Source organism: Vallitalea longa (genome assembly GCF_027923465.1).
GTDB lineage: Bacteria > Bacillota > Clostridia > Lachnospirales > Vallitaleaceae > Vallitalea > Vallitalea longa.
This window is the reverse complement of record NZ_BRLB01000012.1, coordinates 124,050-148,816: the sequence shown is the minus strand read 5'-3', so window position 1 is coordinate 148,816 and position 24,767 is coordinate 124,050. Positions and strand designations below refer to the sequence as shown.

General features: G+C 30.5%; 18 protein-coding genes, 5 tRNA genes and 1 riboswitch. Of the genes, 12 read left to right on the top strand and 11 right to left on the bottom strand.

Annotation, left to right across the window (positions count from 1 at the left end):
- Window positions 1-83: 83 nt before the first annotated feature.
- From QMG30_RS25005 to QMG30_RS17205, 6 genes are all read right to left on the bottom strand, one after another.
- Window positions 84-3,599 (bottom strand): S8 family peptidase, encoded by a 3,516-nt coding sequence (locus tag QMG30_RS25005; RefSeq protein WP_309298653.1) that lies wholly within the window; start codon window positions 3,597-3,599, stop codon window positions 84-86.
- Between the two features lie 424 nt (window positions 3,600-4,023).
- Window positions 4,024-4,611: a hypothetical protein gene (locus QMG30_RS17225; RefSeq protein ID WP_281817502.1), complete on the bottom strand. Its 588-nt coding sequence runs from the start codon at window positions 4,609-4,611 to the stop codon at window positions 4,024-4,026.
- Between the two features lie 123 nt (window positions 4,612-4,734).
- Window positions 4,735-5,508 carry an ABC transporter ATP-binding protein gene (locus QMG30_RS17220; RefSeq protein WP_281817500.1) on the bottom strand — a complete coding sequence of 258 codons (774 nt, stop codon included), beginning with the start codon at window positions 5,506-5,508 and terminating at the stop codon, window positions 4,735-4,737.
- A 28-nt stretch (window positions 5,509-5,536) separates the two neighbouring features.
- A complete protein-coding gene (locus QMG30_RS17215) occupies window positions 5,537-6,574 on the bottom strand; it encodes a FecCD family ABC transporter permease (RefSeq protein WP_281817498.1) in 1,038 nt (345 codons plus the stop codon).
- Between the two features lie 27 nt (window positions 6,575-6,601).
- Window positions 6,602-7,537: an ABC transporter substrate-binding protein gene (locus QMG30_RS17210; RefSeq protein ID WP_281817496.1), complete on the bottom strand. Its 936-nt coding sequence runs from the start codon at window positions 7,535-7,537 to the stop codon at window positions 6,602-6,604.
- Window positions 7,538-7,671: 134 nt separating this feature from the next.
- Window positions 7,672-7,846: riboswitch (cobalamin riboswitch) on the bottom strand.
- Window positions 7,847-7,929: 83 nt separating this feature from the next.
- Complete coding sequence (locus QMG30_RS17205; protein ID WP_281817495.1) at window positions 7,930-9,249, bottom strand: replication-associated recombination protein A; 1,320 nt, start codon at window positions 9,247-9,249, stop codon at window positions 7,930-7,932.
- A gap of 244 nt (window positions 9,250-9,493) precedes the next feature.
- Here QMG30_RS17205 and QMG30_RS17200 point away from each other — a divergent pair, with 244 nt between their 5' ends.
- The 5 genes from QMG30_RS17200 to lysA all read left to right on the top strand — a co-directional run bounded on the left by QMG30_RS17200 (window position 9,494) and on the right by lysA (window position 14,316).
- Window positions 9,494-10,252 (top strand): carbohydrate-binding protein, encoded by a 759-nt coding sequence (locus tag QMG30_RS17200; protein WP_281817494.1) that lies wholly within the window; start codon window positions 9,494-9,496, stop codon window positions 10,250-10,252.
- Between the two features lie 258 nt (window positions 10,253-10,510).
- Window positions 10,511-11,320, top strand: a complete 810-nt coding sequence (locus tag QMG30_RS17195; protein ID WP_281817493.1) for a carbohydrate-binding protein — start codon at window positions 10,511-10,513, stop codon at window positions 11,318-11,320.
- A gap of 86 nt (window positions 11,321-11,406) precedes the next feature.
- Window positions 11,407-12,165 (top strand): carbohydrate-binding protein, encoded by a 759-nt coding sequence (locus tag QMG30_RS17190; RefSeq protein WP_281817491.1) that lies wholly within the window; start codon window positions 11,407-11,409, stop codon window positions 12,163-12,165.
- 171 nt (window positions 12,166-12,336) lie between these two features.
- Window positions 12,337-13,014, top strand: coding sequence for a TrmB family transcriptional regulator (locus tag QMG30_RS17185; protein WP_281817490.1), 678 nt, complete (start codon window positions 12,337-12,339; stop codon window positions 13,012-13,014).
- 51 nt (window positions 13,015-13,065) lie between these two features.
- Window positions 13,066-14,316 (top strand): diaminopimelate decarboxylase, encoded by a 1,251-nt coding sequence (lysA, locus tag QMG30_RS17180; protein WP_281817489.1) that lies wholly within the window; start codon window positions 13,066-13,068, stop codon window positions 14,314-14,316.
- An 85-nt stretch (window positions 14,317-14,401) separates the two neighbouring features.
- Here lysA and QMG30_RS17175 read toward each other — a convergent pair whose 3' ends face one another.
- Together QMG30_RS17175 and QMG30_RS17170 are read right to left on the bottom strand one after the other, a co-directional pair.
- Entirely contained in the window at window positions 14,402-15,586 is a 1,185-nt protein-coding gene (locus QMG30_RS17175; protein WP_281817487.1) for a hypothetical protein, read from the bottom strand.
- The gene (locus QMG30_RS17170; protein WP_281817485.1) at window positions 15,579-16,043 is read right to left on the bottom strand and encodes an RNA polymerase sigma factor; all 465 of its coding nucleotides are present in this window, start codon (window positions 16,041-16,043) and stop codon (window positions 15,579-15,581) included. Before QMG30_RS17170 ends, QMG30_RS17175 begins: the two co-directional genes overlap by 8 nt.
- A gap of 444 nt (window positions 16,044-16,487) precedes the next feature.
- On the opposite strand from QMG30_RS17170, the gene QMG30_RS17165 reads away from it, so the two are divergent.
- Window positions 16,488-17,756 (top strand): MFS transporter, encoded by a 1,269-nt coding sequence (locus tag QMG30_RS17165; protein WP_281817482.1) that lies wholly within the window; start codon window positions 16,488-16,490, stop codon window positions 17,754-17,756.
- Window positions 17,757-17,917: 161 nt separating this feature from the next.
- Here the strand turns inward: QMG30_RS17165 and QMG30_RS17160 are convergent, their stop codons facing one another.
- On the bottom strand, window positions 17,918-19,669 hold the full coding sequence (locus QMG30_RS17160; RefSeq protein ID WP_330680771.1) for an ABC transporter ATP-binding protein: 1,752 nt from the start codon (window positions 19,667-19,669) through the stop codon (window positions 17,918-17,920).
- 206 nt (window positions 19,670-19,875) lie between these two features.
- Between QMG30_RS17160 and QMG30_RS17155 the strand changes: the two genes are divergently transcribed.
- On the top strand, window positions 19,876-20,433 hold the full coding sequence (locus tag QMG30_RS17155; RefSeq protein ID WP_281817524.1) for a manganese efflux pump MntP: 558 nt from the start codon (window positions 19,876-19,878) through the stop codon (window positions 20,431-20,433).
- A gap of 109 nt (window positions 20,434-20,542) precedes the next feature.
- Here QMG30_RS17155 and QMG30_RS17150 read toward each other — a convergent pair whose 3' ends face one another.
- Window positions 20,543-22,258, bottom strand: coding sequence for an FAD-binding oxidoreductase (locus QMG30_RS17150; protein WP_281817480.1), 1,716 nt, complete (start codon window positions 22,256-22,258; stop codon window positions 20,543-20,545).
- 55 nt (window positions 22,259-22,313) lie between these two features.
- Complete coding sequence (locus QMG30_RS17145; RefSeq protein ID WP_281817478.1) at window positions 22,314-23,858, bottom strand: FGGY-family carbohydrate kinase; 1,545 nt, start codon at window positions 23,856-23,858, stop codon at window positions 22,314-22,316.
- A gap of 388 nt (window positions 23,859-24,246) precedes the next feature.
- Here QMG30_RS17145 and QMG30_RS17140 point away from each other — a divergent pair.
- The 5 genes from QMG30_RS17140 to QMG30_RS17120 all read left to right on the top strand — a co-directional run bounded on the left by QMG30_RS17140 (window position 24,247) and on the right by QMG30_RS17120 (window position 24,748).
- Window positions 24,247-24,318: transfer RNA gene (locus tag QMG30_RS17140), tRNA-Asn, on the top strand.
- Window positions 24,319-24,370: 52 nt separating this feature from the next.
- Window positions 24,371-24,445 (top strand) — tRNA-Pro (locus tag QMG30_RS17135).
- 6 nt (window positions 24,446-24,451) lie between these two features.
- A tRNA-Arg gene (locus tag QMG30_RS17130) sits at window positions 24,452-24,525 on the top strand.
- 46 nt (window positions 24,526-24,571) lie between these two features.
- Window positions 24,572-24,645, top strand: a tRNA-Lys gene (locus QMG30_RS17125).
- Between the two features lie 18 nt (window positions 24,646-24,663).
- Window positions 24,664-24,748: transfer RNA gene (locus QMG30_RS17120), tRNA-Leu, on the top strand.
- Window positions 24,749-24,767 lie beyond the last annotated feature (19 nt).

The window sequence follows — 24,767 nt, the reverse complement described above, 5'->3', positions numbered from 1 at the left end:
TATAATCCTTATCACTTACTTGTTAAAAAAATTATATCATTCATATTATACCATAATAATTACAAAATATTAATCATTTTTTATCAACTTCCCCTAATAGCTCGAAAAGCCCCAAGAAGATCAAGCTCTCCATACCCCCATTCGCTATTTGGATATTTGATGGATCTTTTTCTCTTAGCTCCCCTAATCAAATAATTTCTTACCTTACCAGTATCCATAGTAGGATCATTCCCCTTAATTATTCCCCATTCCAGTAATAATGCTGCTGCTCCTCCTGTTATTGCAGCACTTATGCTCGTTCCTACCATTGGTCCGTATGTATTATCTGGTAACGGACCAACAACACCAACACCAGGAGCAACCAAATCTGGTTTTAGAACTTCATCCCTTGTCAATCCTCTTCCTGATGATAGATACAAACTACCAGATCTATGATCATATGCTCCTACTGATAAAAGTCCTATACCTGATGATGGGTCTGTAATTGTTGTAAATGGATCTGGCAGTAAGAATTGTGTTTCTTCTTCTACCCACCCTTTTCTAGGTATCCAAACATCTATTCTTCCATTTACTATCAGGTCTCCATAAACGGTAATAGTCCAAATACCTTCTGTAGGTTCTTGCATTCTTACAAATATGACTTCATCTCCGGTTCTACCTTCTGATAATTGGTATTCTACATATATTACTGTCTTTTCAAGTAGGAATTTAATCTCTTCTGTCTTAGCTAAAGTAGCTGGTATTCTATCTATAAATTCTCCCGTAGGTGAAGTAATTGAGATTGAGATTTTATCAGGAGCATTACTCCATATGTTAAAAGTAAATCCAGGCTCGTTAGGGGGTACTTTTATCTCAACATTCTTATATTCATCTTCCTCTTCAAATTGACCTCTATAATGATGTGCCAAATTACTCTCATTTCCAACAGCTACTGTTACAGTATTTCCTATTCTTCTTGCTATAGATGTTAAATAACCTTCTGTAATAGAACTTCCATCATGAGCTCCTTGGTTACTGCCAAGTCCTATAATGATTGATAAAGGCATTTGAAGTCTTGATGATAATTCCCTGATATATTTAGCTGCTAATATGACATCCGTACTTTGATACACACTTTCTACACTATCTTCAATCAAGTAAAAATCCCTCAGACATTTTTTTGCCTTTTTCAATTTTACTACTATCAATGAAGCATCTGGAGCCGCTCCTACAAAATTATTATCTCTATCTTCTCGTCCTGCTGCCATTCCTGCTAAAAATGTCCCATGTCCTGTATTATCTACAGTAGGTACAATTGAAAAAGGATCATCAACTTGTATAGCATTATTTATATCTTCTTCTGTATATTCTGTACCAAATACAAAGCCCTCTGGTGGCGAACCTTCTATGGTCTGGTCCCATATGCTAAGTATTTTTGTAGTATTATCTTCATATCTAAATATTTTATCAGTATAATCAATACCAGAATCTATAATACCTATAATGACTCCTTTACCTCTTAGAGGTACATAAGGTTGGGTGTGGAATGATAATATTCCTGCATCTTCCAATGCACTTATCGCATATGGTCCAAAACAATGTGGTATCTCACTTAGATTAACCTTATCAATAATACCTCTGCAATCATCTCCGATATAAATATGTACAATTGCATACTGATCATCTAATATTTGAATACACTGAGGGTTATATCTTTCGTAGATGTCTTCTATAGATTCATACTCTATTAATAAATCAAAATATTCTTCAGACATTACTGCCTTTTTACATTCCTCTATACTACTTCTATCATCTATTTCTTTATTTATAATATCAGTTTGTTTTATATATTCATTGATCTCTACTGTTGTTATATCTTTAAAAACATTGGCCAAGCAAAGAGTACCGTATCCCCACATATTATTGGGATAATCAAACAAATCTTCATTTCTATTAGCTGACCTCTGTAAATATGATTTTACCTTTTCCCCATATAAATAAGGATCATTACCTTTCACAATTCCCCATTCCATTAATAAAGCAGCTGCCCCCGTTACAAATGGAGTTGCCATACTAGTTCCACTAAGAGAGTCATAACCTCCACCAGGAAAAGTTGAAACAATATTAACTCCTGGAGCAACTAAATCTGGTTTTACAGTAATTGTATTAGATCTTCTTGTATAACCTCTTCCTGAAAATGGTGCAAGACTTCCAGTTGCAGGGTCATAAGCACCTACCGTTATTACTTTATTTGCTGTAGATGGCATAGTTAATGTGGTATCTACAGTGGGTTGTAAAAACTTCGTATCTTTGCCAACGGAACCAGGCAACCACATATCATAATTACCAGATACAATTGTATCTGCCTGCAGGGTTATTTTCCATATTCCATCAGTTATATATCTACCTGCTTGAGGTATCAATTCTATATATATCTGTTGATCCAGATTAAATGGTGACGGCTCTCCATAATACAATAAAACTTTAGTCCTGTCTAGATTAAATTGTTGTTTACCTAATATTGGCGTTACAAAACCAGATGATACACCATTAGGTGCTGTTATCGAAATATTGATAGCATCAGAATATGCTTTCCAAAGTTGTATAGTAATATTCGGTTCACCTGTAAAAATTGCTATCTCTATTTCCTTCTCTTCCCCTTCATTTAATGAACCACTAGTATGAAGAGCGGTACTTCCTTCATTGCCAGAACCAACAGATATAACATTTTTCCATTCACTGGCCATATTATCTATAAATGTTTCAAATAAAGATTTGCCGTCATGTGGTCCATAATTATTACCGAAACTCAGATTAATGGAAACAGGCCTTCCTAATTCTTCTGCTTTATTAATGACATAAACTATTGCTCTCATGATTTCTGTCGTACTAGGAAAAGATTCTTGACCTCTTCTACCTAATTTAACAATAATAAATTCTGCTTCAGGGGCAACCCCTATATATTGCCTATTACTTGCTCTTCCGTTTCCTCCTGCTATACCTGCTACATGTGTTCCATGTCCTAAAAAATCATCAGAAGGAACTATCTCCAATCTTTCAAATTTGTTTGTTTTTGTCAGAGCTTCATTTATTTGTTCCGAAGTATACTCCGTACCTTCACTAAAACCTTTAGGTGGATTGCCCGCTATAGATTGATCCCATATAGATATTATCCGTGTCGTTCCATCCTCATTTCTGAAATCAGGGTGTGAATAGTCTATTCCTGAATCTATTATTCCCAATAATACTCCTTTACCTTTTAATCTTGGAAAAACATTTTGAACAGAAGTTATGCATGCAGCTCTAAGACTAGTTTCTAAATTAAAAAATAAGCTACTTGGTTTTTCAACATATTCAATCTCTGGAAATGATGCGAACATATCAATGTTCTCTTCTTTTATTGTTACAATAGCATAATCCATTGTAAGCTGTTCAATATCTTCTGTAAGTGCAACAATTTCAGGAATATCTATAATCTGCCCATTATATTTAACAATAAGTTCCCACGTATTAGCTTCTTCATTATAACCAACATTAAGGTCCGTCGTATATAATCTCTCATCACTTGTCAAATCAACAGCTAAATTTAATCTATCATCCACTTTTTGATTATTATCCATTATACTCCCCCTCATAAACTCTCTTATTAAAATTTTATGAGAGTATAATAGATTTATTGTATAAAATTTATTTATTCTTATGTTTTTTAATCAACAACATTTGACATGATAATCTTTTTGAATTATACTAATTTTTATATTATATTGCTTCAATGGGGTGAACATATGACCAAATTAAAAAGAATACTGATATTTATATTTATATTTATTTTGTTGGCACTAAATGGTATGGCTATACATTACGCCTTAAATCCAAAAGAAAACAGTGGTGCAATAATAGTAATTTGTATTGCTTCTACCTGCGTGTTATCAGTTTTTATAGAATTCATATTAAGATATTTAAAGAGAAAGAAAAATTGATACTTATATTTAAAGAACATACTAAAGGGACTGTATCTTTACAGCCCCTTCTAATAATTTCAACTTATATTCTAATAATTACTTCATTCCCAGAATTATAGTTAACATTCTTATCTAAAAACATATCAAATGATTTCTCTACTATATCTGCTATTTCCATTAATTCTTCAACATGATAATATTTAAAATACTCCTCGACGTTACATTCTTTCATACTTTTATTCAATTCTTCATCCATTTTATGCTCTTTTAGGTCATTGGCCAATTTAAAACTATCTAGTGTTATTATTGAACTTATGGTAATAAGTTTTAAATAAGCTTTGTTAGTTGAATAGTGAAAAGCCAATTGAATGAAACTTAATCTATCCAACGTCTTATTAATTGTATTCATACAAAATTCTGATAATAATTCCAATGCTTTATCTTGTTTTACTTTATTCAACAATAAATATTTGTACACTGCATTAACAGCTATAGCAAATTCAAGATACGTCTTATAAATACTCGTATGAAACCTATAGTCTTCTTTTTTTAATTCATTATATAATTCTATTATTTCTCTTACGTATTTATCAGCCAAATCATCATTTAGTACTTTTACAAATAGTGGGTATTCTAGACGTAAAACATTTTCAAATCTACTATCTGACATCTTGCATATATCCTTTCTTTCATAAAAATATTAATAATATTTTCTATCAATTATAAACCAATTGATATTCCATATAAATATATTGCCACAATAAACATACATATGCAAGTATATCTTAAATAATTACTTAATTATTACTTTTTTATTTTTTATAATCGGATGATTAATTAGTTCCACATCAATAGAATAAACATCTTTAATAGTATCCTTAGTTATAACTTCCTCTGGATCGCCATATTTATATATATATCCATCTTTTAACATCAATATTTTATCACTATATCTCATAGCTATGTTAAGGTCATGGACAATATTTATTACAGTGATGCCTTTTTTCTTACATAGCTTATGAACTAACTCACTAATCTCATATTGATATCCAATATCCAGATGCGAAATAGGTTCATCCAACAGCATAATATCTGTTTCTTGTGCAATAGCTCTAGCAAGTATTACTCTCTGTAATTCTCCTCCACTCAATTGTGTTATCTTCTTATCTCTTAGACTGCTAACTCCAGTCTCTCTCATAGCGTCATTGACTAATTTTTTATCTTTATCAGTATTTTTTTGGAACCTTGATGTATAAGGAGTTCGTCCCATCATAACAATATCATGTACAGAAAATTCATATTGCATATCGGTAATCTGAGGTACCACTGACAATCTTCTAGCAATTTCTTTTTGCTTAATTACATTTATATCATCGTTCTTGAGATAAACGGTCTTTCTATCAGAAGGCAATATACCAGCTAATAACTTCAACAACGTAGTTTTACCGGAACCATTAGGACCTATTATGCTATAGAACAATCCTTTGTCGAAATTGATAGATAAATCATTCAATATGCTTTTTTGTCCATAATTGAAACTTAGATTTTTTGTGCTAACTACACTCATAATATTCATTCCTTTTGATTATGTTGGTTTATAGAACTTTCTTTTTATTCTGATATAGCAAAAACAAGAAAAATGGAACTCCAAAAATCGATGTTATAATTCCTACCGATAATTCACCAGGGGATATGATAGTTCTTGCAATAGTATCACATAATATCATAAAAATAGCTCCAACAAGCATAGCAAGTGGTATTAATTTCTTGTGATCCGGACCATTAATTATTCTTATTATATGAGGTATTATTAGTCCAACGAAACCTATAATTCCACTAGCTGATACAACCACTGCTACCATGATTGATGAGACCCCCAATATGATTTTTTTCGTTTTATTAACATTGATTCCTAAACTTCCAGCAGCATCGTCACCTAACAACATTAAATTCAATTCTTTTGAAAACACCATCAGTATAATAGAACATATAATCACACAAGGTGCTATAACTGCAACTTCCGACCAACTTGACGTACTGAAACTTCCTAGTGTCCATAAATACACTTTTTCTAGTTTATCTCTATTTAATAACATAAGTAGAGACATTAGAGCAGACAATAAATAGTTAATAGATATACCCGCCAACAATAATGTTGTAGTAGGAAGTTTTTTACCAATTGCAGATATTTTTAGAACTACTATAACTGTAAGCATAGCTCCAACAAAGGCAAATATACTTACTCCTGTAAAAGCAAATATATGTTTATCAAAATTAAATATCAAACCTATTGTTGCCCCAAGAGCTGCTCCTGATGAAATTCCAAGCACAAAAGGGTCAGCCATAGGGTTCTTGAATACTCCTTGAAATGAACATCCCACAACTGAAAGTGCTCCTCCAGTGAATAAGGCTAATATTATTCTTGGCAATCTTAGATTAGTTATTATTTTAATGTGAGAATCCTTAATACCTTCTAAGGACACTAAATCATCTAAAAACGGTATTTTATTTAATAGAATCTTACTACTTTCAATAAAATTAATTTTTACCGAACCAAAACCGCATGCTATAATAACAACTGCTATAAGTATCAGTAAGCTTATAATTATATTGCTTTTTCTATATATCTTCATAATAATAACCTGCTTTGCTTAGTATGTCTATTCTAGTACTTCCGGATGGAAAATTTTAACTAATTCTTCTAATCCAACAACAAGTCTTGGACCTTGTCTGAAAAAAACATTTTCATCTGTTTCATATAATCTACCTTCTTTTACTGCTGTTAGATCTTTGTATCCTTCTAATTGTTCAATTTTACTCTTGGAATCAAATTTATTAGAACATATTACTATTTCTGGATCTTGGTCGACAAGCTGTTCTATACTATAAGACCAACCAGTAGCATCCTTAGCAATATTTTCTGCTCCAGCGCTTTCTATTAGTTTTCCTAGAAAAGTCTCTCCAGTTGCTGTAGAGTTATGCTCACCATAGCCTACAACAAAATATGCTGTTGGTTTTTCTTTTCCTTCTACAGCTTTTGTTAGTTCAGAAACTTTGTCTTTCATATCATCAATTATTTTATCTGATTTATCTTTTACATTAAGTACTTTGCCAAGTGTAGCTATATATTTATATGTGTCGTCAAATCCTCCCGTTAGTGCTAAAGCCAAAACAGTAATTCCCTGCTGTTGTAACTGAGTAATAGTTTCGTCAGATACATGAGCTGATACAAGAACAATATCTGGACCAATTTCTACTATTCTTTCAATATCGGGTTGTGTTAATTCACCTAAAGATTCTATATCTTCCACTTCACTAGGGTAATCACAATAATCTGTTCTACCAACAAGTTTATCTCCTGCTTCTAGGGCAAATATTGTTTCTGTGAATTCTGGTGATAGTGAAATTACAGTTTCTGGTTCTTTTTCGATTGTTATATTATTACCATACTTATCTTCTACGTCCATAGGATATGTAATCGCTTCATTCTCTTGTTTGTCAATTGAAGTATCCGTTTTATTATTACAAGCACCTAAACTAAATACCAATGTCATAATTAACATTAAGGATAATAATATTTTTGATAATTTTTTCATAAAAATTAACCTCCATAGTTATTTTAATAATCGGCTTTTATGCATATGTAGCAAATTATTTATAAACAACAAAAAACTGTGCTGAGGCACAGTTAGATTACAAATAAAATGTATCTACACTCTCCCACCGAAAGCTGAAACATCATAAAAAGGCAGGTCTCCTGGCTTATGGCTTGACTTACTCTCTAGTCTTCTCGGTCTCCCAATGACAAAATTAGATTTCATACCATTTACAGTAGCGGGGGCTGCAGCGGCATCTGACCGCTTTCCCTTTTTAACTCTATGAGTACCTTTTCATATATAAAATTTTCACAACTCATCATATATAACTAATATATTCATAAGTTATCTATATTATATACTTATCATAAGATATGTCAAGATAAATGATCTTATCTGGTTTTAATTTTCTTAAAATGTTCGATTATATTTTTTTCATAACCCTGCATAGTAGGTTCATAATATTTTTTGTCCATTAATTCATCTGGCAAATACTGTTGGTCAACATAATGATTATCATAATCATGAGCATATTTATAATCAATTCCATGTCCTAATTTTTTGGCACCACTATAATGACTATCTTGCAGATGAGGTGGAATCGCATCAATTTGTATTCTCTTGACATCTGCTAGTGCTTTATCTATGGCGAGATATGCAGCATTACTTTTGGGAGCACAAGCTACATAAGTAGCTGCTTGTGATAGTATTATTCTTCCTTCAGGCATCCCAATAAAGTTAACAGCTTCAGCCGCAGCTACAGCAACCTGTAAAGCCTGTGGATCAGCATTTCCTACATCTTCAGAAGCACATATCACTATTCTTCTAGCTATAAATTTGGGATCTTCTCCTGCATAAATCATTCTAGCCAAATAATATACAGCAGCATCTGGATCCGAACCTCTCATACTCTTGATGAATGCTGATATAGTATCATAGTGATTATCACCATTTTTATCATAATTGATAACCCTTTTCTGAATACATTCAGCAGCAACTTCTATAGTAATATCAATTATACCTTTCTCATCTGGTTCAGTAGTCAATATTCCTAATTCTACTGCATTAAGAGCTGCTCTAGCATCTCCATTGGCTCTGTCAGACAAGAATTCCAAAGCATCTTCTTCTATCACAGCATTAAAGTTTCCTAGTCCTTTCTCTTTATCTGTTATGGCTCTCATAATTAGTTTACTTATATCTTCTTTATCAAGAGGTTTCAATTCAAATACTCTAGATCTTGATACCAGAGCACTATTCACCTCAAAATACGGATTTTCTGTAGTTGCACCTATAAGTGTAATAGTGCCATCTTCAACATATGGAAGAAGTGCATCTTGCTGAGCTTTATTGAATCTATGGATTTCATCAATAAATAATATCGTCTTGCCTAAAGTCATTCCAATCCTATTTTTCGCTTCATTAACTACTTTTTCAATATCCTTCTTACCGGATATTGTAGCATTTAATTGTACGAATTCAGCTTTTGTGGTATTTGCTATTACTTTTGCTAATGTAGTTTTACCTGTTCCAGGTGGTCCGTAAAATATTAGTGAACCTAGTTTGTCTGCTTTTATAGCTCTATATAATAATTTACCTTTACCAATTATATGTTCCTGACCAACAACTTCTTCTATTGATGTTGGACGTAACCTAGCTGCTAAAGGGGATTCTGTCTCTAATGTTTTTTCTCTCATCATATCAAATAAATCCATATCTATCTCCTCTGTCATAATAGTAATTCTAAGTTTTCTAATGATCTTATTATTATTAACTAATTATTTATTAATTATATCATACATAACTATAGTTACGCTATAATTCATTATCCTATTTAATCAAACTAATCAGAAATAATTATCCTTTTGTTTAAATTATGTATATTAAGTATTCAATTTGTTGATTGACTTTAAAATATATTGTAATATACTATATATTATCAGAAAAGGAGGAATTTTCATGAAAAATAAGCATTTCAAAAATTTAGTAACTTTTATTATTTGTTTTATTTTTATGCTTAACATTACTGATTTTAGTATTTCAGCTCAAACACCTAATGTTCAATTATATTCTACCATAATAGGAACAGGGCAACATTATGATCATGGTCGTGCTGTTTACACATATTATACAACTGGGTATATATATGTTAATAATTTAAACAGCAACAAAAAAGTGTCAGTACACTATACTTATGATGGTATTAACTGGTTAGATCAACCTGCTACTTATTTAAAAACTTTAAAAAATGGGTCAGAAGTTTGGAGTTATAGAACACCCGATCACCCTTACGCGGCAATGTCGAGAGATTGTACTTATAATTGTAGATTTGCTATTAAGTATGAGGTTAATGGTAACACATATTGGGATAATAATAATGGACAAGATTATTTTATTCAATATAGCAATAATCGTTACAATGCTCCTTACATATTATCTAAAAGCGTTGTTACGTTACACTATCCTTTAGGTACTTACAGCGGCCGTAATTATCTTTACTTAAAAGATTTAGGTCCCGATAAGTCAGTTAAGGTACGTTATACAGCTGACAATTGGTTGACCTATAAAGAAATCAATGCCTCTCATTTTATAAGCTATGATAATAATGTTGAAGAATGGTATTTTGATTTAGATAAAAAATATGAGTTTGCTATTGGTTACACAGTTAACGGTATTACTTATTGGGACAACAATTTCGAATCGAATTATAAGAAATAAGATACCAATTAATTTATTATATTGTTTTTTATCATATACCATAATTATTATCAAAATCAAATAAATTGTATACTTATTTTTTTAGATTTACATGTATAGTTATACTAATACTGTAAAAATTATCACCCATTTAACATATAATTTATTAACTATTTTTTATAATGTTATAATATTTTATTATTAATTAATATTCTGTTTATTAATTGACATAAATTTATTTAGCTATTATAATATATTTTGAAAAAGGAGGAATTTATTATGGAAAAAAAGTTTTTTAGAAATTTAGTAACTTTTATTATTTGTTTTGTTTTTGTACTTAACATTAGTTGTTTCAGTATTTCAGCTAAAACAACATCAGTTAAATCAACCAATGTACAATTGTATTCTGCAAAAATATTACCAACTTACGGTCATATTGGTAATATGGTAGGTTATTATGCAACAGGCAAGATCTATATTAAGAATTTAGGTACTAACAAAAATGTGACAGTACACTATACTTATAACGGAATCAATTGGTTGGATCAACCTGCTACTTATCAAAAAACGTTAGAAGATGGATCTGAATTATGGACTTTCAAAACACCTGAACAACCTTATGTACCAATACATCAAGTTAAATATAATTGTAAATTCGCTATAAAATATGATGTTAACGGTAATACATATTGGGACAATAATAATGGAGATAATTATTTTCTCCAAGAAACTACTATGATTTACAATGCTCCTTTTGTCTTATCAAAAAGTGTTGTTATGTTAGACAAAGATATACCAACTAAACACTCTTTATGGGGCTACATTTTCTTAAAAGATTTAGCTTATGATAAAAAAGTTATAGTACGTTATACTACTGATGATTGGAAGACTTATCATGATCTTAACGCCCATTATCACTGGAAATACGATAATGATATAGAAATATGGTCATTTGATACTTACCATGATAAAAGTCCTTTCCCTGAGAATTCTAGTGGTGAGTACGCTATAGGATATACAGCCAATGGTGTAACCTACTGGGATAATAACTTCGGTGACAATTACAGTTTCTCACCAATGCCAAACTAATATATCAATATTTGCTATTTAGTTTAACGTTAAACATGCTTATCATTCACATTAATTATCTACATATTAAAAAAGGAGATCTATAAATGAAAAACAATCATTTTAGAAATTTAATAACCTTAACTATTTGTTTTATATTAACATTTAATGTTAATAGTTTTAGTATTCTAGCACAGACACAGACGCCTAATGTAGAACTATACTCTGCGAAAATAGCACAAAAGGGATTTAATAGTGATTATACTTCAAAGGGATATATTTATGTAAAAGACTTAGGCAATGATAAAGACATTACCGTACATTATACAATTGATGGTGATACTTGGGTTGACCAAAAAGCTTCATATCTGAAAAATCTATCAGCTGAAGATGAAATATGGTCTTTCAATATAGATATACCAAAGAATCAATCAAATAATTGTACATTCGCTATAAAATATGAAGTTGATGGTAATACATATTGGGACAACAACAATACGAAAAATTATTATCTTGAATATAGTTACTCCAATAATAATGCCCCTTATGCATTATCAAAAAGCACTGTAATGTTAGATACCGCTAAACACAAATATTATTATGGATTACAAGGTTATATGTTCTTGAAAGATTTAGCTTACGCTAAAGACGTAAAAGTACATTATACCAAAGATAATTGGAAAACTTACAAATCGATTGATGCTACTTACATAAAAGATCTAGACAATATAGAATTATGGACATTCTTCATATCGTGTTATGACTACATTGAAGGAGAATACGCTATCAGCTATACTGTAAATGGTAAAACTTATTGGGATAATAATTTTGGTAATAATTATAGTCTCACTAAAAACTATGAATAGTCTTTTTCAATATTTATATCTTAATAATTTTTTAAACTATATTAACGTAAATTCATATATTACATATTTTTCAGAGCTTTGTTATTAAACAAAGCTCTAGTTTTTTTCTTGACAATTACATACATATGTTTTATAGTAGTTCTATAAAGGAATACTATTGAGGTGAACAATGTGAATCTAATTAATGCGTTAAAAAGCATTGGCTTTACTCAGCAAGAATCTATTATATACATTACTTTGTGTAAACATGGAGAATTATCTGGATATGAAGCGGCAAAACTTTCGGGTATATCTCGTTCTAATGCCTATGCAGCATTATCCAGTTTAGTAGATAAAGGTAATGCACATATTATTGAAGGTACATCAGCAAAATACATTGCTATATCTAAAAAAGAACTTATAATGAATGCTTCAAGAGATTTCAACCAAAACATTAAAATCATAAAGGATGAGTTAGAATTTAACCAAGTCACTAACAATCCATATATTACTATAGTAGATTCAAAAAATATCATCAATAAAATAAAAAATATGATACTTCAATGCGAATTCAGATTATATTTTTGTGCAGATAAAAAAATTCTTGATTTATTTGCCAATGAAATAGAAGATGCTTATAATAAAAATAAAAAAATAGTAATTTTATCACCAGAAGTCCCTACATTCAATCATAATAAATATTATAAATCCTTTAATTATGAATCATTCAAACTTATTATAGATACTGAAGAAGTCATTACAGGCACTTTGAGCCAAGCATTATATTCTCGTAATAGAACTTTGGTCAGATTAATAAGAGAAGCTATTATGAATGAGATTAAATTAATAGATATAAACAATGAAAAATAGTTTTATTTACTAGATCATTACAATTTATTTTCTTAGGAAGGAGCAACAGTTATGCTAACAACACATAACAAAGTTTCAAACAAAAATAATTTTTTTGGTAATACTACCCCCATTGACTTAATAAAAGAATATGGAAGTCCTTTATACGTCTACAACGAAAATATAATGCGAGAAAGATGCAGAGAACTTAAGAATCTCTTAACTTATCCTAATTTCTCGGTTAATTTCTCCGTAAAAGCGAATAGCAATCTTTCTTTACTAAAGATTGCTCTTGAAGAAGGACTTAATGCAGATGCAATGTCTCCAGGTGAAATTTTTGTTGAATTAAAAGCTGGATTCTCATCTGAACAAATTTTATATATCAGCAATAATGTATCAAAAGAAGAAATGCAATATGCAATTGATAGAGACATTCTTGTAAGCGTAGATTCTCTTTCGCAACTAGAATCATACGGTCAAATTAATAATGGCGGTAAAATATGTATAAGATTCAACCCAGGTGTAGGTGCTGGACACCACGAAAAAGTCATTACAGGTGGTAAAAAAACTAAATTCGGAGTTGACCCTAGTTTAATACCTGAAATAAAAGATATCCTATCAAAATACAATCTTAATCTTGTAGGTATCAATCAACATATAGGCTCATTATTTATGGAAGGCGATAAATATATTGAAGGTGTTGAATCATTACTTACTATAGCTGAAAATTTTGATGATCTTGAATTTGTTGACATGGGTGGCGGATTCGGTATACCTTATAAAAAACTTGAAGACGAAAAAAGGCTAGATCTCGAAAGTCTAGGAAAAAAATTAGACAAAGTGTTATTTGATTGGACCGCTAGATATGGAAAGCAAATAACCTTCAAAATAGAACCTGGTCGTTATATTGTTGCTGAATGTGGTAATCTACTTGGCTCTGTTTATTCATTAAAAGAAAACTATGGTATGAAATATGTTGGAACGGATTTGGGATTCAATGTATTGAAAAGACCAGTTATGTATAACTCACATCATGACATAGAAATCTTCAGAGAATCAAACATACCTTCCAATAAAACAGAAACAGTCAATATTGTTGGTAATATCTGTGAAAGTGGAGATATCATTGCAAAAGATCGTACACTTCCTGAAATATTTGAAGGAGATATCATAAATGTATTAGATGCTGGAGCTTATGGATATTGTATGGCTTCCAATTACAATAACAGACTCCGTCCAGCAGAAGTTCTTGTTACTTCAGAAGGTAATGTAAAACTTATAAGACGTAGAGATACTTACGAAGATTTGATACGTAATTTTTAATAGACAACAAAACTAAATTAAAGCGGTAAATCCTGATTCATGGGATTTACCGCTTTTAAAATATTAATTGATTGGCATTATTAAATTAAAGTTCTAGAAACACCATATTTTCATAGATAACATCATTACTTTCTTCTCTATCTACACTATGGGATTTTCTTAACTTACCTTTATTGATTATTTTTACAGAAGCGAATATTGATGAATCTGCATCTATTAAACCATTATTGATTATAGTACTTATTTTTTCTCTAGCTAATTCTGCTTTTACTGTATCATAAAAGACAAGTTTTCCATTATTATTTATAATAACTTTGTGATCAAGTGCTTTCAGATAATCATTGTCAATAAATAATTTTCCATTATTATTTATATCACCATTACTTAAAATTTCCATATCATCATTAATACTAAGTTCTCTAACTGTATTATTCAATTCATCATCACAATATAGTCTTTCACAATAGATAGCTGTGATATTATCTTTTAATTCTGTTGGTGTAACATCTTTTATAGTAATACTATCGTCTGATATAACTGCCTTATCCTTATAAAAATCAAGATTATTCGAATCGATCTTTAATGAATCTTCTTTGTAATAACTGTTATCTGGCACTATCAATAATTCCACTTTGTTAAATTCATCTATGATATTTCTTAATATATCCATATTTTGTCTAGTAGTAATTACATCCTCAAGAACTTGAATATTGGAAATTTGTTTTTTTATCATATCTTCATCAATTTTATCAATAGCAACAAGTTTTTCCACAGATAATTTTGAATCATTATCCTGCCTTGCAATAAAAGCTTCGTCTAGCATAATAGTATCTTCCATATAGGAGTAACCTTTTTTTATAGGTATGATTAATCCGTTTATATTTGATTTTAAGTCAACTATACCTTTCAATTGCTCAGGGCACACAACTTCACCATTTACTGATAATTTGAAGACTTTATCTTTTAACAGTTGTTTTGGAACTTCACCTATATAACATATTCCATTTATCAATAGAAATAATTTCTTATCTGTTTCTTCTAATAATTCTTTATCCAAAGTGAAGCTTCCATTTCTAACAATAAACTCAATGTCATCATCATTAATTTTAACCAAATCAGCTATATTTGACTTTTTAATATCCTTTAACAATTTAGCTGTTTTATCATTATATACCATACATGCTACATTCTCTATTTCTGTAATATCACTAAATGTTTCTTCATTAGCTTTTCTTACGTCTAAAATACAAATATTTGAAATTTTACTCATTCATAAGACCTCCATCTCTTAATTTATTAATAGCTAAACTTAACCTGTTACGTATTGTAGAAGGGGATACATCTTGTATCTTGCCTATCTCCTTACTATTTAGTCCATCAACATATTTTAGTTTTATCAATGTTTTTAAATACTCAGGTAAAATATTTATCATATCATAAAAGTATATATCAGTTTCCATATTTATCTGACTGGTTAAAATCCTTTCATCATCACTAAAAAATATTTTTCTATCTTTTCTTATCCTATCAATAAAAATATTTTTAATGACTCTAAAAAACCAACCTTTTATTTGATAATCATTCATGTTTTCAAATATTTCTTCATGCTCAATCCCTTTAACATATGCATCTTGTACTATATCTTGAGCATCTTGTTTAGTCTTTACTAAACTTTTAGCATATCTAACGAAATCCTTGTTATACTTTTCATATACTTGATAAATCATATAATTCAACTCCTGAGTATGTCTATGTTCAAGTGTGTTAACATCACTTACATCTATACAACGTATAACACAAACAAAATGTCCTCATTAATTTTATATTTTTATTTATTATTTCATTTAAACTATTCCTTGATATATTATAGCATACCACTAAGACTTTGAAGTAATAATTCAAAACAAAATATCATTACATATTAAGAAAGTAATACTAAATTCAACTTGATTTTACAAAAAGCAAGGACACTTATCAATTTATAATCGTTATATATATAACTCAACTTTACCACCTTGCAGGTAATTAAAAATTTATAGGTTTTGTATGAAGATAAAAAGATAGAAGAAATACCTATATTTTTATTTTGCAAAGCCTTTTATTAGCTTACATGCATAGGATAGTGAAGTGGAAATTGAATAGATTATAAAATGAAAGAGGGAATATGTAATATGCATATTAGCAATGATACCATTTTCAAAAATAAGAATTTCATATTATTATGGTTAGGTCAATTAGTTTCTATACTAGGTAGTAATTTTCATTCATTAGCAGTAATGTGGTATGTATTAGAGATTACTGGTTCAGCCGCAAAAGCTGGTATTACAATGGTATTCACCGTAGTACCTCAGATTTTGTTAAGTCCATTGACCGGACCAATTGCAGATAGATTCAATAGAAAAGTGATTATAGTTGTATCAGATTTGATAAATGGTATATTGGTAGGTATCATTGCGATACTATGCTATACTAATAATCTCCAATTGTGGACACTATATCTAATATCAGCTTTTATGTCAGCATCTAGTGCTTTCTTTTCACCTGCTTTACTAGCTTCTATCCCAACTATTGTGAAGAAAGAAAATCTGGTTAAGGCTAATTCTTTATCTCAGATAGTTAGATATAGTTCATCAATACTTGGTCCAGCTTTAGGGGGTATATTAGTTGTTCTAATAGGAATTCCTGGCTTATTTTTATTGAATAGTATCTCATTTTTGTTATCAAGCTTCTCTGAAAGCTTTATAAAGATAACTTATGTTGCTAAGAGTAAAATACAGAAAATGACACTACTAAAAGATTTCCAAGAAGGGATAAGTTATTCTGTTAAAAATAAAGACTTACTTCAAATTATTATAGTAGGTGGCATAATCATAAACTTTTTATATGCTCCATTATCATTAATAATTGCAGTAGTTGCTAAAGATAATCTTAATTCAGGAAGTGAAGGCTACGGTATTTTGTTAGGTGCTCTATCAGTAGGTGGCTTATTAATGTCTTTCATCATTCCAAAAATAAGTAAAAAAACAGGAAATTTCAAGCTTTTATTCATAGGACTAACATTAGAAGGACTATTATTGCTCCCCTTTGCTTTCATCAACAGTTTATCTACAGGAATAATGTCATTACTTATACTTGGATGTTCTTTTGGAATTGTCAATGTGACACTCGGAACAGTAATTCAGACTATAGTTCCCAATGATGTTCTTGGAAGAGTATCAAGTGTAATGAACATTTTATGTACTTTAACAGTTCCATTAGGTTATTATCTAGGAGGTATAGCACTAGAAAATTTCAAAACAAGTGAGATTTGTATCGTGATAGGAATAATTACTGCAATATCAGGATTTAGTACAATTCGTATTATAAAACATGAAACATTGGAAAATATAAATGATGATATAAAAACTGAAAATGATGATATATGCGAAACAATAAGTTAAAAGAGCTATTGCGCTAAGCAATTGATATGCCAACTTATAGTTAACGGTTATATTCTTACCATAACTATAAGTTGATCATATGAGCTAAATGCAATAGTCTCTTTATTATTTACTAGATGGTACCTTGAATATTTTTCACACCATCAAGTCATATTTGATATCTAAATTTCATCTGGTATATATCCTTTGAATTGAGCTTTATATAATTTTTCATATATACCATTCTTTTCAATCAGTTGATCATGTGTACCTTTTTCTTTTATTCCTTCTTCATTGATTACAACTATTTCATCAGCATTTTTTATAGTGGATAATCTATGAGCTATAACAAGTGAAGTTCTACCCTTGGATAATTTCTCAAGAGCTCTTTGAATCTTGATTTCTGTTTCATTGTCTAATGCTGAAGTGGCTTCATCTAATATTAATATAGGTGGATTTTTAAGGAACACTCTTGCTATACTTATTCTTTGTTTCTGTCCTCCAGATAGCCTAATACCTCTTTCACCTACATTAGTTTCATACCCCTCAGGAAGTGACATTATGAAATCATGGATTTCTGCATTTTTAGCTGCTTCTATAAGTTGTTCTTCTGATGCACCTATATCACCATACATGATATTGTCTTTAATGGTTCCAGCAAAGAGAAATATATCTTGTGACACTAATCCAATATTATTCCTTAACGATTTAACTTTAACATTCTTTATATTTTTATTGTCAATTGTTATTTCACCATCATTAACCTCATAGAAACGTGGAATCAGATGACATAAAGTCGTCTTTCCTCCTCCAGATGGTCCTACTAAGGCTAAAGTTTTACCAGATTCTATATGTAAATTAATATTATTAAGTACTTTTTCATGTTCATCATAACAAAATGTTACATTCTTAAAATCTATGTTTCCTTTTACCTTATCTAAATCTTTAGCTAATGGCTTGTCTTTTATTACAGGTTCAATTTCCATTAATTCAGTAAATCTTTCAAATCCTGTCATACCAGACTCAAATTGCTGAACAAAATTAGATAGTCTTCGTATTGGCTGTAAAAATGCATCAACATACATAATAAAAGCCAGTAAGTCTATTATATTCATGTATTTCTTATATATAAGGAAACCTCCAAAACCAATTACTACCAAATTAAGTAGTTTCGTGACAAACCCCATACCTACACTAAAAACTGCCATATTTTTATAAGCAACATTCTTAGAAGATTTAAATTCATTATTACCGAAATCGAATTTTTCCATCTCATGTTCTTCATTAGCAAATGATTTTGATACCCTTATTCCTGAAATACTACTTTCTAATTGTGCATTGACATTAGCTATTTTTTTCTTAACATTTTTGAATCCTCTTGACATTTTTGTTCTTTGCTTGATAGCAAATAAAACAAGGAAAGGTATGAATATGTATACTGCAAGAGCTAATCTCCATTGCATGATCAACATAGCAAAAAAAGCTCCAATCAACATTATTAATGATAAAAATAAATCCTCTGGACCATGATGTGCCAACTCTGTAATTTCATTTAGGTCATTAACCATCCTTGACATTATATGACCTGTCCTGGTTTTATCATAAAATCTAAATGATAGTGATTGAAGATGTCTAAATAGATCTCTCCTCATATCATATTCCATCCTTACACCTAAAATATGTCCCCAAAAGTCAACTATGTATTGAAAAGCTGCTCTTAATAGATATAGACCCAATAAAGCTATAATAAAAATAAAAAACATACGAAATTCATCATTTGGAAGAAGATCATTAAGTGCATATTTTGATAGCATTGGAACAGATAAGTCAATTACGGCAATTAAAAAAGCACATATCATATCAAGTATAAATAATTTTTTATGTGGCTTATAGTAGCTAACAAACCTCTTTAACATTTTTTTGTTTTTCTTCAAAGGTATCACCTCTTATAATAAATTTACATAACTATATGTAGCTAGAATACATGTAGTCTACTATTATAACACATCTATTATTTAGTATCAATTTATATGAAAATTTTATTATACTATTAGCATATAATTATTAATAGGAGATTTTAAATTTTCATTATAAATAACTCTATAATATAATTCTTTGAAAGGGCGTATTTATATTGAGTGTGTATTCTATTATTTTAATAGCAGTAAGTATGGCCATGGATGCTTTTGCTGTATCCATTTCTCTAGGTCTGGCTATCAATCATAATTATAATTTAACTGCTCTTAAAACAGGTTTATCTTTCGGATTATTTCAGAGTATAATGGCATTATTAGGATGGCTATTAGGATGTTCTCTGAAAAGAATCATTGACCCAATTGATCATTGGATAGCTTTTATATTACTTTCTGCCATTGGTATCAATTTTATAAAAGAATCCAAGCATCCTTCCAATACTCTATCTATCAACAGCCTAAGAGTATTGTTTACCTTATCTTTAGCAACTAGTATTGATGCCTTTGCAACTGGAGTCACATTCTCACTTTTAAAAGTCAATATTATAATAGCAGTGTGCTTAATTGGACAAATCACATATTGTGCATCTGTAATAGGTGTTTATATTGGAAAAAGTTTAAGAAAAAATACTAATTTACAGTCATGTGTTAATATTTTAGGTGGAACAATATTAATAATCATAGGAGTAAAAATACTAATAACCCATCTTATTAATGGAATTTAAAAAAGCCATTTGAATGATACCATATATGATAATAGCTTTTATTTTGCTATTCCCATATAATTACCTCTAATGGCTTTTATTATTTTACAATTTAATTTTATAACTACAACTATTTATATTTTAATTTTCTTCTCTCTACATCTAGTCCAAGTGTTCCTCCAGGATTCATTATGTTATCTGGATCAAAATGTTTTTTAAGAGTCCTTATTACATCGTAACAATTTTCTCCTATCGAATGCTCTAGCCATGGACCAAATGATTTACCAATACCATGATGGTGACTTATAGCTGCTCCATATTTAACATAGTTATCTAGAATACCGGCTTGATAATCAACATATTCATTCATATCCATTCTAGCAATAAATATAAAGTATAAATTAGCTCCTTGTGGATATACATGTGACATGTGAGTAAGACATATTGTCTCAGGTCTAGCCTTACAATATTCTCTTAATCCTCTATGTACTTCACTCATAGTATCCCATGTTACAGAACATTCCATAGTATCTATGACTATTCCGAAGTCCATTAGTGCATCTCTCATATAAGGATCTCTAAATCTTCCTTTTTCCCACTGTTTTGTTGGATATCCTGTTAGATACATAGCTCCATATTTTTTACATATCTTGTGAAGTTTTTTCTTCATATTCTTACAGAAACCAATTTCACCGTCGGTAAATCCAAGGTAAAGGCATCGTTCCATCTGCTTGAATCCTTTACGAGTCATAATTGAGTCCAGCTTAGTTCCTTCAACATTATAAAGTTTTAACATTAGGCTGGTCTCTTCTGGATCAGATAATCTAAACACAGAAGGTATACCAAATTCACCTTGAGTTATTTCTCTAGCAGCAGCTTGAGCATTCTCCCAACTTGGGAATATGTAGCTAAATCTTATTCTGTTTTCAGGCATATATTTAAATACCTTTAGAGTTACATGTGTTAGAACTCCAAATGTTCCTTCACTACCAATCATTATCTGGTCTATAGAAGGTCCTGTTGCCATAGCTGGATATTCTTCTGTTTTAATTATTCCAACTGGTGTTGCGTATTCTTGGCAAATAACGATGTCTTCTATTTTTCCATAATAACTTGAGTTTTGCCCTGCTCCTCTAGTTACTACCCAGCCACCTACCCCAGAGTATTCAAAAGATTGAGGAAAATGTCCACAAGTATATTTTCTCTTAGCACCTAGTAGTTCATCTGCTTTATTTAATACATTTTCAAGTTCTGGTCCTTGCATTCCTGATTCTACTGTTATGGTCTGATTCTTTTCATTAAATGATACTACTTTATTGAAATTAACAGCTAAATCAAGGCTTACACCACCTTTGACTGCTTCCATACCTCTTGTAACGGTTGATCCTCCTGCTTTACAATAGATTGGAATTTTTTCTTCAGAACAATATTTCACTATTTCTTCTATTTGAGATTTGTTACTAGGATATAATACTATATCTGGAAGATTTTCAATTATTTCCTTTCTAAGTCTCATTAAATCAATCATCGTGTTACCATATGAAACTCTTAATCTATTGTAGGTATCTGATTTAACGTTATCTTCTCCTACTATCTTTTTAAATCTTTGAATTTGTTCTTGTGATAGATTCACTGGAAATTCCACGTCAACTTTATCTAGGCCTTCACCTTTTTTTGTCTTAAAATATTCATCATCTAATCCGAAAGTTTCTTTTATTACTTTGTACAATCTTTCATTAGGACATTTATATTCAGTAGGACTACCCCATTTTAGTATAGATCTAAAACTTTTTTCTGGTGGAGTTTCATGTTCCCAATCTGGCATAAATCCTTTATAACTTGACATATAATTCCTCCTTTGAATATTAAATTCCTCTATCGGGAATCAATATTTATTTATATTAATTATCAGCATTATCATTTTGCATTTCTTTGTACAAAGGCTTCAATTTATTGTATACTCTGCAATATATATCTTTATATATTCTACTATATGTTTTTACATTTTCGGAATCCGGTAAGAATTCATCTTTCATATGCACCATATTTTTAACCGCTTCGCCAAAAGTTTTATATTCACCTTTTGATACATATCCAACAATAGCAGCCCCTAATCCCGATGTTTCATATGTCTGAACTCTGTAAACAGGTTTATTGAACAAGTCTGCTGTTATTTGACATATGGCATCACTTTGTGAACCACCACCAGAAACCATTATTTTTTCAATGTTCATTTTAGATTTTTTTTGTATATATTGTAAGCCTTCATATAACCCAAATCCTATACCTTCAATTATTGCTCGATAGATATGTATCCTTGTATGATAATCGTCAAATCCTATAATTGCCCCCTTGCCTTCAGGTCTTTTCGCTCCAGCCCCCCAATAAGGTTGAAATACTAAACCATCACAGCCAGGTGGTATATCATTTAATCGTCTATTCAGAAGTTCTTCAGGAGCTATATTCAGTTCTTTTGCTTGTGCAACTTCTTTTTGTGCAAATTCTTTTTTGAACCAAGATATCATCCAATATCCTCTGTAAATCTGAATTTCTGGATTATATGCTTTAGGTATTACAGCTGGAAATGGACAAATGAATCTTAATGCTTCGTAATATTTTTTTGAAGTAGTTTGTATAGATGCATTAGAGCCTAGTGATATGCTTGCAGTATAATTATCAAAACATCCGACTCCCAGTGTTTCACAACCTTTGTCAGAGCCTCCTGCTACAACTGGAATACCCTTTTTTAATCCAGTTTCACTACAAGCTTCATCTACTACATAACCAATAATTCCTGAAGGTGCTACTAAATCGCATAATTTTTCTCTTTCTATATGGAATATCTGGCTTTTCTGCCCATATTTACTTTCCCATCTAAAATGTTTGTAATTAAAAGGAATATGTCCGATCTGAGAAGCAATACTATCTTTAAATTCATGGGTCAATTTATAGTTTAAAAATCCTGATATCTGTAAATATTTATGAGTCTTTTTCCAATTTTCAGGTTCATAATCTTGTATCCAATGGGCATTACAATTCAAACTAAAATTCTTAGCTGTATTCATCATACCCACTGCAGTAATAGTCAACTTATTATATAGATTCATATTTCTTGCTTTTTTTATCTTCCTCTGGTCCATCCATAAGATAGCTGGTCTTATAATTTCTCCATTTTTACCAAGTAAAACACATGAATCTCTTTGTGTTGTCACAACTACTCTGTCTATTTCAGAGAAGATTTCTTCTTCATCTTCTTTGATTTGTCTACAAACCTCACATAAACTATTCCAATATACATTTGGATCTTGTTCAGCCCAACCAGGCTCAACTGAATAATAAGGATTAAATTCTTTTTTTACTTTTACTAACAAGTTTCCGTTCTTATCAAATATTAATCCCCTTAAACTCTGTGTACCACAATCAATTGCAAGTACATATTTTCCCATCCATAATTCCTCCCGTATCAATTACTTATTTTTATTTTAACACAGGAATACCTCCAAAACCACTAATAACAATATATATTTATATGTATCTATAATACTAAATTATATTACACCTCCTAAATTTAATAATAACATCAACGACGTTCTAACGTCATGTCATATAGTTGTCCGTATGTCGTCTTATTAATTTTATCATTTTTTATAAAATTATTCAAGATTATTATATGTAACTATGAATAACTTTTAATTCTGACTAATAATTAATTTCAGATTATTTGATCATTTATCTGTAGGCATTGATTTTTACTAGGTTTATACCAACATTAAAATTTTTATTTAAAAAAGTATTGACATTTATATGATTATACTATATAATTCATTTTGCTGTTCCTCGATAGCTCAATGGTAGAGCATTCGGCTGTTAACCGAAGGGTTGTAGGTTCGAGTCCCACTCGGGGAGTTGTCTTTAATAAAATGGAAACAGCAAAATTATTTTACGTACTAATTACGAACGGGGTGTGGCTCAGCTTGGCTAGAGCGCTTGATTTGGGTTCAAGAGGCCGCAGGTTCGAATCCTGTCACCCCGATTGTATGTGCCTGTAGCTCAGTTGGATAGAGCAGTGGCCTTCTAAGCCACGTGTCCGGGGTTCGAATCCCTGCAGGCACGCTCATTAAAAATTTTAATGGGCAATACAATTTAATCACTACACTATGGGCCACTAGCTCAGTCGGCTAGAGCACTGGACTTTTAATCCAGGTGTCCCGGGTTCGAATCCCGGGTGGCTCATTTTTTTGTTCCAATTAAGCAGTTGTGGCGGAATTGGCATACGCGCTAGACTAAGGATCTAGTGTCCTTTTTGGACTTGGGGGTTCGAGTCCCCCCAACTGCACTAACGTATTTATCGCATT